Raw genomic sequence first — 12,657 nt, 5'->3', positions numbered from 1 at the left:
CGTCACTCGGCGGCTTCGGGCAGGATGCGGCGGGCGCGTTCGGAATGGTTTCGATACTCCTGTTGCCAATCCGACGGACCGTTCGAGGGGCTGACCTGCACCGCGGTCACCTTGAACTCGGGACAGTTGGTGGCCCAGTCGGAATTGTCTGTGGTCACCACATTGGCCTGAGTCGTCGGGTGATGGAAGGTGGTATAGACCACGCCCGGCGCAACCCGTTCGGTCAACAGCGCCCGCAGCGTGGTTTCGCCCGAACGGGACGCCACCCGCACCCAGTCCCCGTCCCGCACGCCCCGGTTCTCGGCATCCGAGGGGTGGATCTCAAGAATATCCTCTCCGTGCCAGACCAGGTTGTCGGTGCGGCGGGTCTGCGCGCCGACGTTGTACTGCGACAGGATCCGTCCGGTCGTCAGCAGCAAGGGGAAGCGTGCGCCGGTCCGTTCCTCGGTCGCGACATATTCCGTATGGATGAAGCGACCCTTGCCGCGCACGAAGCCGTCGACATGCATCAACGGCGTGCCCAGCGGCGCGCTGTCGTTGCAGGGCCATTGCACCGAACCTTCGCGGTCCAGAAGATCATAGCTGACGCCGGCAAAGCTGGGGGTCGTCATCGCGATCTCGGCCATGATCTCGCGCGGGTGGGTATAGGTCCAATGCGCGCCCATCGCATTGGCCAGCATCTGGGTGATCTCCCAATCCTCATGCCCGTTCTTCGGCGTCATCGCGCGGCGCACCATGTTGATGCGGCGTTCGGCATTGGTGAAGGTGCCGTCTTTTTCCAGGAAGGACGAACCCGGCAGGAAGACATGGGCATAGTTCGAGGTCTCGTTCAGGAACAGGTCCTGCACGATGACGATGTCCATGGCCGACAAGGCCGAGGTGACGTGCTTGGTATCCGGGTCGGACTGAACGATATCCTCGCCCTGGCAGTAAAGGCCGCGGAAGCGACCGGCCAAGGCCTCGTCGAACATGTTCGGGATGCGCAGGCCCGGCTCTGGCGACAGCTCGACCCCCCAGACGCGTTCATAGATTTCGCGCGTGGCCGGGTCCGAGACATGGCGATAGCCCGGATATTCGTGCGGGAAACTGCCCATGTCGCAGGAACCCTGGACGTTGTTCTGGCCGCGCAGCGGGTTCACCCCGGTGCCCGGCTGGCCGATATTGCCGGTCAGCATGGCAAGGTTCGCGATGGCCATCACGGTGGTCGAGCCTTGCGAATGCTCGGTCACGCCCAGGCCATAGAAGATGCTGGCGCGCGGCGCGGCGGCATAGGCACGGGCGGCGGCGCGGATCTTTTCGGCCGGGACCTTGCTGAGCTTCTCGACTTCCTCGGGCGAGTGGCGCGGATCCAGCAGGAATTCGGAATAGGCCAGGAATTCATCCCAGTCGCAGCGTTCGCGGATGAAAGCCTCGTCATACAGCTTCTCGGCCACGATCACATGCGCGATCGAGGTGATGACGGCGACGTTCGTGCCCGGGCGCAGCGGCAAGTGCATGCCCATTCCCATATGCGGGGTCTTGAGCAGGTCGATCTCGCGCGGGTCAAGGACGATCAGCCCCGCCCCCTGCCGCAGCCGCTTGCGCAGGCGCGAGGCAAAGACCGGATGCCCGTCGGTCGGGTTCGCGCCGATGACCAGCGCCAGGTCGGTATCCTCGACCGAATCGAAGTCATGCGTCCCCGCCGAGGTGCCGAAGGTCGCGCCCAGCCCATAGCCGGTCGGCGAATGGCAGACGCGCGCGCAAGTATCGGTGTTGTTCGTGCCAAAGACCGCGCGGGCCAGTTTCTGGACCAGATAGGTCTCTTCGTTCGTGCAGCGGGACGAGGTGATGACGCCGATCGAATCCCGGCCGTGGTCAGCCTGCGCCCGGTGCAGGCGCTCGGACGCGAAGTCCAGCGCCTCCTGCCACGAGACGACGCGCCAGGGATCGGTGATCTTCTCGCGCACCATCGGTTCCAGCTTGCGGTCCTGGTGCGTGGCATAACCCCAGGCGAAGCGCCCCTTGACGCAGCTATGGCCGCGGTTCGCCTTGCCATCCTTGCTGGGAACCATGCGCACGACCTCTTCGCCGCGCATATGCGCGTCGAAGGAACAGCCGACGCCGCAATAGGCGCAGGTGGTCTTCACGACATGCTCGGGCGTGCCGATCTCGATCACCTTGTTCTCGATCAGGGTCGCGGTCGGGCAGACCTGTACGCAGGCCCCGCAGCTGACACAATCCGAGCTGAGGAAGCTGTCCGACCCCATCCCGGCCGAAACGCGGCTGTCAAAGCCCCGCCCTTCGATCGTCAGGGCGAAGGTGCCCTGCACTTCCTCGCAGGCGCGGACGCAACGCGAACAGACGATGCATTTGGCCGGGTCGAAGGTGAAATAGGGGTTCGACTCGTCCTTGGGCCGGTATTCGGGGTTCGGCCCCTCGGCATCGCGACGGGCGAAGTGGTTCGCGCCGGGTTCATAGCGGACCTCGCGCAGGCCGACGGCCCCCGCCATGTCCTGCAACTCGCAATCGCCATTGGCCGCGCAGGTCAGACAGTCCAGCGGGTGGTCGCTGATATACAGCTCCATCACGCCCTTGCGGATCTTCGCGACATCCTCGGTCTGGGTATGGACGACCATCCCCTCGGCGACCGGGGTCGTGCAGGACGCAGGGGTGCCGCGCATCCCGTCGATCTGGACGACGCACAGCCGGCACGACCCGAAGGCGCTGACGTGATCGGTCGCGCAAAGCTTCGGCACCGTGATCCCGGCGACGGCCGCGGCGCGCATCACGCTGGTGCCATAGGGCACAGCCACGGCGATCCCGTCGACGGTCAGGTTGACGGTCACATCCGACTTTGCGGCCGGAGTGCCATAATCACGGTCGGGAATGATGAAGTCTTTCATTCTGCGGCCTCCTTGCGGGGTTCGTTGCGCCCGCTGAATTCGTCTGGGAAATGGGTCAGCGCGGACATGACGGGGAATGGCGCAAAGCCCCCCAGCGCGCAAAGCGAACCCCATTTCATCGTGTTGCAAAGGTCCTTCAGGATCTCGACCCCGTCACTGTCGCCCGCGGCGATCCGGTCGATCGTCTCGACCCCGCGGACCGATCCGATGCGGCAGGGCGTGCACTTCCCGCAGCTTTCGACCGCGCAGAACTCCATCGCAAAACGCGCAAGCTTCAGCATGTCGGCGGTGTCGTCGAAGACGGTGATACCGGCATGGCCCAGCAGCCCGTCACGGCCCGCCAACTCCTCATAGCCGAAAGGCACGTCGAAATCCTTCGCGGGAATATAGGCGCCCAGCGGCCCGCCGACCTGCGCGGCCTTGACCGGGCGACCGCTGGCAGTGCCGCCGCCGACCTCCTCGATGATCTCGGCCAGCGTCATGCCGAAGGCCGCCTCGAAAAGGCCGCCGTGACGGACATTGCCCGAGATCTGGATCGGGATCGTCCCCTTGGACCGCCCGATGCCAAGCTTGGCGTACTCCTCGCCGCCATTGGCCAGGATCCAGGGCACCGTCGCCAGCGAGACCAGGTTGTTCACCACCGTCGGCCGGCCAAGGAAACCTTCAAGCGCGGGGATCGGGGGCTTTGCCCGCACCGTGCCGCGCTTGCCCTCCAGGCTGTTCAGCAGGCTCGTTTCTTCGCCACAGACATAAGCGCCCGCCCCGACGCGAACCTCCATGTCGAACGCATATTCCGACCCAAGGACAGACTCGCCCAGGACGCCGCCCCGTCGCGCCAGCGCAATCGCCGCTTCGGTCACGCGGATCGCGTCAGGATATTCGCTGCGGCAATAGACATAGCCCTGGGTCGCCCCCACGGCGATGCCTGCGATCGCCATGCCCTCGATCAGGGTCAGGGGATCGCCCTCCATCAGCATGCGGTCGGCAAAGCTGCCGCTGTCGCCTTCATCCGCGTTGCAGACGATGTATTTCTGCGAAGCCTTCGCGCCCGCGACGGTCTTCCACTTGATCCCGGTCGGGAAACCCGCGCCACCCCGGCCGCGCAGGCCAGACTGGATCAGATCCTCGACCACGGCGGAGGGGCCGATAACGATGGCGCGCCGCAAGCCGGCCAGACCGCCATTCGCCTCATACTCGGTCAGCGACAGGGGGTCGATCACACCGACACGGGCAAAGGTCAGCCGCGACTGCGCCTTCATCCAGGGCAATTCCTCGACTGGTCCCAGCGCCAGCGGATGCGCCGCGCCAATGCGGATCGCCTCGACCAGGCCCGGCACGTCATCGGGGTCGACCGGACCAAAGCCCAGGCGCACGCCATCCCGTTCGATCTCAACCAGCGGCTCAAGCCAGATCATGCCGCGCGTGCCATTGCGGGTGATCGTCGTCTCCGGCAATTCCCGTGCAAGCGCGGCTGCCACGTCATCCGCACCCAGTGCCTTCGCGGCGGCGTCAAGCGGAACCCAGACCCTCATGCGCCCGCCTCCGTCACCAGCCGCTGCACCTTGGCAAGATTGGCCCGTCCGACCAGCTTGTCGCCCATCTGCGCTGACGGCGCACAGGCGCAAAGCCCAAGGCAGAAGACCGGTTCCAGCGTCAGCCGGCCATCCGGCGTCGTCTCGTGGAAATCGATCCCCAGCGCTGCGCGGACCTGATCGGCCAGCGCATCGGCACCCATCGACTGACAGGCTTCCGCCCGGCACAGGCGCAACACATGCCGCCCCGAGGGGTGATCGCGGAAATCGTGATAGAAGCTGACGACGCCATGCACCTCGGCCCGCGTCATCCCCAAAGCCTGGGCGATGACCGGTTCGGATTCCTCGGGAACAAAGCCCCATTCATGCTGGATATCATGCAGGATCGGCAGCAACGGCCCTTCGCGATCCTTGTGAAGGTTGATGATCGCGTCGAGACGTTCGCGGAAATCAGCGGAAATCGCTGGATTAGTCATGGCTGGGTCGGGTCCGGGCTCTATTCCTGTCTACACCAAGATTAGGGCCGCTCAATAGTCATAACAATATCAAAGTCCCGTCTATTGATTGGACTTTTCTATCAGATCCGCCGATCTCAACAGGGCCTCGACCAAGGGCGGGTGCGGTTCGCGCCGCGCGGTGACAAGGCCGACCATATGCCCCTCGCCGACCAGATCGCGCGCGCCCACGCCCTCGGGCAAGGGCAGGCCACGGGCCAGACTGCGCGGCAGGATCGCCGCCCAGTCACCGGTCGCCACATGCGACAGGATCGCCAGCATCGACGTCGATTCCACCCGCGGCAAAGCGTCCGATCCCGCCTCGACCAGGTGGCGGGTGACGATGCGGCGGTTCTGCATGTCGGGGGTCAGCAGGCACAGCGGACGTTCGGCCGCCTCGGCCCAGTCCACCGGGCCTTGCGAGACATCGCGCGAGATCAGGCAATAGGTCTCGCGATACAAAGGCAGACTCTGCACCCGGCCCAGCGGCTCGCTGTCCAGATAGGTGACGCCGGCATCCAGCTCCAGCGCCTCGATCTGCTCGCGAATCTCGTCCGAGGACCGCGACAGGATCGACACCCGCGCCTCGGGATGGCGGCGCAGGAAAGGTCCGGTCAGCTCGGCGATGCGGGGCATTGCGGTGGGGATCACGCCCAGCCGCAGCAACCCGGTCACGCCCTTGCGACTGGCCTGCATCTCGGCCTGCAGGGCGCGGGCATCGCCGACGATGCGTCGCGCCCAGCCCAGGACGCGCTCGCCCTCGGGAGTCAGTCCCTGAAAGCGGGAACCGCGCCGGACCAGCTGGACGCCCAGCTGCTCCTCAAGCGCACGGATCGCGGATGACAGGGTGGGCTGGGTGATGCCCAGCACTTCGGCCGCGCGGCCGAAATGCTTCTCGCGGGCAAGGACCATGAACATCGACAGCTTGTCGATCACAAGTCGCGCCCTCCCCGGCCGCGCCCATTCTCACCGTTTCCGAAATACCCCGGGGTCCGGGGCAGAGCCCCGGTCCGGCGTTTCAGACGATCTCGACGGCGTATTTCTCGATCACGGTATTGGCCAGCAGACCCTCGCACATGCGGGCGACTTCGGCCTTGGCGGCATCGGCATCGACCGAGGCCAGGTCCAGTTCGATCACCTTGCCCTGACGGACGCCATCGACGCCCGAAAAGCCAAGTCCGCCAAGAGCATGGCGGATCGCCTCGCCCTGCGGGTCCAGAACCCCATCCTTCAGCATGATGGTGACACGGGCTTTCATGGCAGGGCCTTTCAGTTGATCAGGGTCGGCTTGGACAGGCTGGTGGTGTTGGCGGGCATCAGGCCCAGCCGGCGCGCCACCTCGGTATAGGCGTCGGTCAGGCTGCCGAGATCGCGGCGGAACACGTCCTTGTCCAGCTTCTGGCCGGTCTTGACGTCCCACAGGCGGCAGCTGTCGGGGCTGATTTCGTCGGCGACGACGAGACGCATGAAATCGCCATCCCAGATCCGGCCGATCTCGATCTTGAAGTCGATCAGCTTGATGCCAACGCCGAAGAAGACGCCCGACAGGAAGTCGTTCACCCGCAGCGCGAGGCTGACGATGTCGTCCAGATCCTGCTGCGAGGCCCAGCCGAAGGCGATGACATATTCTTCCGAAACGAAGGGATCGCCCAGCTCGTCATTCTTGAAGCTGTACTCGACGATCGGGCGGGGAAGCGGCGTGCCCTCTTCCATGCCAAGACGCTTGGCAATCGAACCGGCGGCAAAGTTGCGCACGATCACTTCCAGCGGAATGATCTCGACCTGGCGGATCAGCTGCTCGCGCATGTTGATGCGGCGGATGAAATGGTTCGGGACGCCGATATTGGTCAGGCCGGTCATGAAGTATTCGGACAGCCGGTTGTTCAGGACGCCCTTGCCCTCGATCGTGGCCTTCTTCTGGGCGTTGAAGGCGGTGGCATCGTCCTTGAAATACTGGATCAGGGTGCCCGGCTCGGTGCCTTCGTAAAGGATCTTCGCCTTGCCTTCGTAGATTTTCTTGCGCCTTGGTGCCATGCTGCGCGTCTCCCGTCCGCAAGGTAAGTGGTATTCTTCATGCGGCTATAGGCCAGAAACAGGGTCAGGGGCAATACGAGCTTGCGATGTGCCCCCCCTGCAAGCATACCATTATGGCGTGTCAGACCGACACGAGGGAGGAGGCCGTCATGACCACTTTCGACGAACGCGAGCGCTCTTACGAGGCAAAGTTTGCCCGCGATGCCGAGCTGAACTTCAAGGCCGAGGCGCGGCGGAACCGCTTGCTGGGCGAATGGGCGGCAGCGCTTCTGGGCAAGACGGGCGATGACGCGCGCTCCTATGCGCTGACGGTCGTGTCGTCGGACTTCGACGAGCCGGGGGACGAGGACGTCTTTCGCAAGATCGCGGCCGATCTGGCCGGCAAGATGGACGAGGCCGAGATCCGCACCAAGATGGTCCAGTTGAGGATGACCGCGCGCGAGCAGATCCTGAACGAGAACTGAGCCCCAACCCATTGGACTTGACGACGAACGCCCTGCCTTGCGGGGCGTTTCGGCTTTCAGGCGGCGGCGGCCGCGACCCTTGGATACAGGCGCCACATCGTCAGGCCCCGCAGCGCGTTCAGCGCCGTCAACGCCGCCCACAGTCCGTGGTTGCCCATGAACCGCGGCAGGATCAACAGAAGCACGGCATAGACGCCCACCGCGACGACCATGGCATTGCGCATCTCGCGCGTGCGGGTCGCGCCGATGAAGATCCCGTCCAGCATCCACGAGGCGACGCCGACCAGCGGGGCGGCGACCAGCCAGGGCAGGTAGTGCCGCGCCTCGGCCCGGACATCGGGGGCGGTGGTCAAAAGGTCGATGATCGCGGTTCCGCCCAGCGCAAAGACCAGCGCCAGCGCAAATGCCCCGCCGACACCCCATTGCGAACTGATCAGGGCTGCGCGGCGCAGCCGGTCGGGCCGGCGCGCGCCGACTGCCTGACCCACCAGCGATTCGGCGGCAAAGGCGAAGCCGTCCAGCGCATAGGCGACAAAGGACAGGAACTGCAGCAGCACCTGGTTTGCGGCCAGAACCGTATCCCCCTGCCCCGCCGTGATGAACATGAAACAGGTGAACGACCCCTGCAGCAGGACCGAGCGGACCAGGATGTCGCTGTTGACCCGCCACAGCCGCCGCATCGCGCCGCCCGCGAAAAGCGCGCGGCGCAGGCCCGCGCGCAGCCCGTCGCGCGCGAACCACAGCGCCAGCAGCAGGCCCGACCATTCCGCGATCAGCGTCGCCAGCGCGACGCCGCCCACGCCCCAGCCAAGGCCAAGCACGAAACCCACATCCAGAAGGACGTTCAGCCCGTTCATCACCAGTTGCAGCACAAGCACCAGCCGCGTCCGCTCCAGCGCGATCAGCCAGCCGGTCAGCGCGTAAAGCCCGATGGTCGCGGGCGCACCCCAGATTCGGATGGAAAGATAGCGCCGTGCCATCTCCTCGACCTCGGCCGAGGCCGGGGCCAGCGCAAAGGCCCCCGTCAGCAGCAAGGATTGCAGCAGGATCAGCGAAAGACCCGCCACGGCGGCAATGACCAGCGCCCGCAGCAGATGCGCCCCCGTCTCGGCCTCGTCTCCGGCGCCGCGCGCCTGCGCGACCAATCCGGAAGTGCCCATGCGCAGGAACCCGAAAATCCAGTAGATCGAGGTCAGGATGACCGAGCCAAGCCCCACCGCCCCGATCGGCGCGGCCTCACCCAGGCGTCCGATCACGCCGGTATCGACCGCGCCCAGCAGCGGGATGGTCGCATTCGACAGCACGATCGGCAGGGCGATGGCCAGGACGCGGCGATGGGTCAGCGTCGCCGCGGCCCCGGCTTCAGCCATTCTGCGGCATCAGGAAATGCCCGGTCGCCTGCGCGAAAAGCCGCGTTCTCTGGTCCTGCCACGCCTCGACATGGACGCTGGCATAGCGCCGCCCCGAACGAACGACCCGCGCGCGGGCATAGGCATCGCGCGGCAGGCCCGAACGCAGGTAGTCGACGGTGAAGTCGATGGTCTTGGGCAGGCGCGGCAGGCTGTCGGGCACTGCTGCGTCCGGGGCGATCCGCCCCTCTTCCATGTCCTGCCAGATCGCGCTCCAGGTCAGCTCGACGATGGCCGCGACCTCAAGGAAGGCGGCGGTGACGCCGCCGTGGATGGCGGGCAGCATCGGGTTGCCGATCAGCTTTTCGTCAAAGGGCAGAATCGCGGTCAGTTCGTCCCCGCGCCGGTCGAACTGGATGCCCAGCCACCGGATATAGGGCACGCCCGCGACCAGCGCGTTCAGCGTCGTGTTCCGGCGGGACTTGATCGCGGCAAGGGGTTCGTTGCGGTCGGCCATGTTCAACGCTCGAAGGTGAAGGCCCCGGTGGCCGAGGCCACGGGGCGGGTTTCGTCCTCGTCCATCGCCCAGGCCCGGACAAAGGCGACCGAGCGGGTGACGTGATAGCATTCGGCCCGCGCCTTGATCCCCTGCAACGGCGTCGCCGCCCGCATGTAGTCGATGCGCAGGTCGATGGTCGCGGTGACTTTCGGCCCATCGGGATGGGCCATCACCGCCGCCCCGCAGCAGGTGTCCATCAGCGCCGAGATCACCCCGCCATGGATCACGCCGCTGCGTGGATCACCGACAAGGTCGGGATTCCAGGGCAACGAGATGACGGCGCCGCTGGGGGACAGATCCTCAAGCGTCATTCCCAGCGCGCGGGCATGGGGAATGGCCTCGATGAATTGCCGGGCAATGCGACGGCGCTGGTCCTGCTCGCTTTCCTGGGGCTCGGCCATGGGCACCTCATGTCCTGGATTTCGTCCTTGTCCCCAAGGCTTAACCCCGCCCCGGACCTGTCACAAGTCCGCATCATTGCGACGGTTGAGTTTGCGCAGGCCCTAAGCTAGGGTTTGCAGCATAATCGGCAGGTCCCATTCATGACAGACAGCGATTTCATCAGTTTCAAGGACATGTGCACGAAGTTCGACGTGACGCCGCGGACATTGCGGTATTACGAATATATCGAACTGCTCAGCCCCCGGAAGGAAGGCCGCTCTCGCTTCTACGGTGCCCGCGAAATCGCGCGCATGAAGCTGATATTGCGCGGCCGCCGCTTCGGCTTTTCGCTGGAGGATATCCGGCAATGGCTGCTGATCTATGGCGAAAAGGGCACGCAGGAACAGTATCGCGTCTGGATCGACCTTGCGAACCGACAGCTTGAGGTGCTGACCCAACAGCGCGACGAAATCGAGACGGCCATCGGCGACCTGCGCGCGCTGCGCGACGAAACCAGCGCGATCCTGTCGCGGATGGACGAAGACGGCGAAAACACGAAATCCGCCTGATCTTCCGCAGGCTTGCAGGTTTTGAACGGCCCGGCCCCGCGCGCCGGGCCTTTGCATTCGCGCAGCCCGGACCTGCCGTCCTGCACTGACGCCACGTCGCGGCTTACGCGAACGTCAACCTGTCCTATACTCAATCAAAGCGACTGGAACCTTCGGGAGGGACGGCCATGAGCGATCAGTTGATGACCATCCGCGAGATGTGCGACACTTACGACGTCACGCCGCGCACCTTGCGCTTCTATGAATCCCGCGAATTGATCTTTCCCCAGCGGCGCGGACAGAACCGCTTCTATGGCCGCGAGGAACGTGCGCGCCTGACGCTGATCCTGCGCGGCAAGCGCTTCGGCTTTTCGCTGGAGCAGATCCGCCAGCTGCTTGAACTTTACGATCCGACCGAACGCAACGTGACCCAGACCGAGGCAACGCTTGTCACCGCGCGTGAACGGCTTGCCGACATGGAACGGCAGCAGCGCGAACTGGCGGCCGCGATCATCGACCTGCGCCAGCAGATCGCCAATGGCGAAAATTGGCTCGCAGACCTGAAATCCGACGCCCGCAAAGGGGCGTGAGACTTTCCCGGAGGACCACATGACCATCTACAACGCCCCCGTGCGCGACATCCAGTTCATCCTGCATGATGTGCTGGACATCTCGGGACAGGATTTGCCCGGTTATGAGGATCTCGACCGCGAATTCACCGATGCCATTCTGGAAGCGGCGGGCAAGGTCGCCTCGGATGTGCTCGCGCCGCTGAACGCGGTGGGCGACCAGCAGGGTTGCCGCCTGGAAAACGGCGTCGTGCGTACGCCCGACGGCTTCAAAGCAGCCTTCGACCAGGTGCGCGAGGGCGGTTGGACGGCGATCGATTGCGACCCGGAATATGGCGGACAGGGCATGCCCTATGTCATCGGACTGTCGGTGGGCGAGTTGATGACTGCTTCTAACATGGCCTTCACCATGTATCAGGGCCTGACCCACGGCGCATATTCCGCGATCCATGCCCACGGCACGGACGGGCAGAAGGCAACCTATCTGCCGAAGATGGTCAGCTGCGAATGGACCGGCACCATGAACCTAACCGAGCCGCATGCAGGCACCGACCTGGGGATGCTGCGGACCCGCGCCGAACCGCAGGACGATGGCAGCTACCTGATTACCGGGCAGAAGATCTTCATCTCGGCCGGTGACCACGACATGTCCGAAAACGTCATCCACCTGGTTCTTGCCAAGGCTCCCGGCGGTGGCGAGGGAACCAAGGGCATCTCGCTTTTCATCGTTCCGAAATACCTGGTCACCGAGGACGGCACCCCCGGCGAACGCAACAAGCTGTCGGTCGGCAATCTCGAACACAAGATGGGCATCCACGGCAACTCGACCTGCGTCATGAACTATGACGGCGCCAAGGGATGGCTGCTGGGCGACCTGCACAAGGGCATGCGCGCGATGTTCACGATGATGAACGAGGCGCGGATCGGCGTCGGCCTGCAGGGCTATGCGGTGGCGGATGCCGCCTATCAGAACGCTGCCGCCTATGCCCGCGAACGGCTGCAGGGCCGCGCCATCACCGGCGACGCGAACCCCTCCGGCCCGGCCGATCCGCTGATCGTCCACCCGGACATCCGCCGCAACCTGATGGATCAGAAAAGCTTCCTGGAAGGCGCCCGGGCGCTGGCAACCTGGTGCGCGCACCTGATCGACCGCAGTCATCTTGCGAATGACGCCGAGGCCGAAGGCCTCGTGTCGCTGCTGACCCCTGTGGTCAAGGGTTTCCTGACCGACAAGGGTTTCGAGACTGCGGTCCTGGCCCAACAGGTCTTTGGCGGCCACGGCTACATCGAGGAACAGGGCATGTCGCAATTCGTCCGCGACATCCGCATTACCATGACCTACGAGGGCGCGAACGGCGTGCAGGCGCTGGACCTTGTGGGACGAAAACTGGCAGCCGAGGGCGGCAAGCCCATGATGCGCTTCTTCGATCTGGTCAAGCATGAGATCAAGACCCATGAAACCGACGAGGAGCTGCGCGCGGGCTTCCTTGAACCGCTCAAGACCGCGTCGAAGGATCTGCAGGCGGCAGTCATGTTCTTCATGGAGCAGGGGATGAAGAATCCCAACACGGCGCTCGCGGGCTCCTATGACTTCATGCACCTGTTCGGGCATGTCGCGCTGGGCCTGATGTGGACCCGCATGGCCGCCGCCGCCCGCTCGGCCCTGACCGAGGGTGCCGAGGATCGTGACTTTTTCCAAAGCAAGCTGGCGACCGGCCGCTATTACATGGCGCGGCAACTGCCGATGACCGCGACGCATCTGGCCCGTATCCGGTCCGGTGCCGAACCTGTCATGGCGCTGGCCGAAAACCAGTTCTGACCTGCAAACCTTGCGAGAGCGTCACG

Annotated in this window: 13 protein-coding genes; 4 read left to right on the top strand and 9 right to left on the bottom strand. The window is 64.9% G+C overall.

The genetic code is table 11. The features are described from left to right. Positions 1 to 2: 2 nt before the first annotated feature. From fdhF to purC, 6 genes are all read right to left on the bottom strand, one after another. A complete protein-coding gene (gene fdhF / locus RM190_RS06565; RefSeq protein WP_311758612.1) occupies positions 3 to 2,882 on the bottom strand; it encodes a formate dehydrogenase subunit alpha in 2,880 nt (959 codons plus the stop codon). After that, positions 2,879 to 4,414, bottom strand: coding sequence for a formate dehydrogenase beta subunit (locus tag RM190_RS06560; protein ID WP_311758611.1), 1,536 nt, complete (start codon positions 4,412 to 4,414; stop codon positions 2,879 to 2,881). Before RM190_RS06560 ends, fdhF begins: the two co-directional genes overlap by 4 nt. Continuing rightward, positions 4,411 to 4,890 carry a formate dehydrogenase subunit gamma gene (locus RM190_RS06555; RefSeq protein WP_311758610.1) on the bottom strand — a complete coding sequence of 160 codons (480 nt, stop codon included), beginning with the start codon at positions 4,888 to 4,890 and terminating at the stop codon, positions 4,411 to 4,413. Before RM190_RS06555 ends, RM190_RS06560 begins: the two co-directional genes overlap by 4 nt. 81 nt (positions 4,891 to 4,971) lie before the next feature. After that, on the bottom strand, positions 4,972 to 5,844 hold the full coding sequence (locus tag RM190_RS06550; RefSeq protein WP_311758609.1) for a LysR family transcriptional regulator: 873 nt from the start codon (positions 5,842 to 5,844) through the stop codon (positions 4,972 to 4,974). Positions 5,845 to 5,926: 82 nt separating this feature from the next. Beyond that, positions 5,927 to 6,166, bottom strand: a complete 240-nt coding sequence (gene purS / locus RM190_RS06545) for a phosphoribosylformylglycinamidine synthase subunit PurS (protein WP_311758608.1) — start codon at positions 6,164 to 6,166, stop codon at positions 5,927 to 5,929. Positions 6,167 to 6,177: 11 nt separating this feature from the next. Beyond that, the gene (purC, locus tag RM190_RS06540) at positions 6,178 to 6,942 is read right to left on the bottom strand and encodes a phosphoribosylaminoimidazolesuccinocarboxamide synthase (RefSeq protein ID WP_311758607.1); all 765 of its coding nucleotides are present in this window, start codon (positions 6,940 to 6,942) and stop codon (positions 6,178 to 6,180) included. A 149-nt stretch (positions 6,943 to 7,091) separates the two neighbouring features. Here purC and RM190_RS06535 point away from each other — a divergent pair, with 149 nt between their 5' ends. Beyond that, on the top strand, positions 7,092 to 7,406 hold the full coding sequence (locus tag RM190_RS06535; RefSeq protein WP_311758606.1) for a DUF1476 domain-containing protein: 315 nt from the start codon (positions 7,092 to 7,094) through the stop codon (positions 7,404 to 7,406). 56 nt (positions 7,407 to 7,462) lie between these two features. Here RM190_RS06535 and RM190_RS06530 read toward each other — a convergent pair whose 3' ends face one another. Genes RM190_RS06530 through RM190_RS06520 form a run of 3 tightly spaced genes read right to left on the bottom strand, consistent with a single transcriptional unit; the run spans position 7,463 to position 9,715 of the window. After that, positions 7,463 to 8,776 carry an MATE family efflux transporter gene (locus RM190_RS06530; protein ID WP_311758605.1) on the bottom strand — a complete coding sequence of 438 codons (1,314 nt, stop codon included), beginning with the start codon at positions 8,774 to 8,776 and terminating at the stop codon, positions 7,463 to 7,465. Next, positions 8,769 to 9,272: a PaaI family thioesterase gene (locus RM190_RS06525; RefSeq protein WP_311758604.1), complete on the bottom strand. Its 504-nt coding sequence runs from the start codon at positions 9,270 to 9,272 to the stop codon at positions 8,769 to 8,771. The genes RM190_RS06530 and RM190_RS06525 overlap by 8 nt, the downstream gene beginning before the upstream one ends. Positions 9,273 to 9,274: 2 nt before the next feature. Beyond that, positions 9,275 to 9,715 carry a PaaI family thioesterase gene (locus RM190_RS06520; RefSeq protein ID WP_311758603.1) on the bottom strand — a complete coding sequence of 147 codons (441 nt, stop codon included), beginning with the start codon at positions 9,713 to 9,715 and terminating at the stop codon, positions 9,275 to 9,277. Positions 9,716 to 9,856: 141 nt separating this feature from the next. On the opposite strand from RM190_RS06520, the gene RM190_RS06515 reads away from it, so the two are divergent. From RM190_RS06515 to RM190_RS06505, 3 genes are all read left to right on the top strand, one after another. Further along, positions 9,857 to 10,264, top strand: coding sequence for a MerR family transcriptional regulator (locus RM190_RS06515; protein WP_311758602.1), 408 nt, complete (start codon positions 9,857 to 9,859; stop codon positions 10,262 to 10,264). Between the two features lie 167 nt (positions 10,265 to 10,431). Beyond that, a complete protein-coding gene (locus RM190_RS06510) occupies positions 10,432 to 10,833 on the top strand; it encodes a MerR family transcriptional regulator (RefSeq protein WP_311758601.1) in 402 nt (133 codons plus the stop codon). 19 nt (positions 10,834 to 10,852) lie between these two features. Further along, positions 10,853 to 12,631, top strand: a complete 1,779-nt coding sequence (locus tag RM190_RS06505; RefSeq protein WP_311758600.1) for an acyl-CoA dehydrogenase C-terminal domain-containing protein — start codon at positions 10,853 to 10,855, stop codon at positions 12,629 to 12,631. The last annotated feature ends 26 nt before the right edge of the window (positions 12,632 to 12,657 follow it).

It is taken from the genome of Paracoccus broussonetiae, from assembly GCF_031854425.1.
Classification (GTDB): domain Bacteria; phylum Pseudomonadota; class Alphaproteobacteria; order Rhodobacterales; family Rhodobacteraceae; genus Paracoccus; species Paracoccus broussonetiae.
Note: the sequence above shows the minus strand (reverse complement) of the source record. Positions and strands in the feature narration are given on the sequence as shown.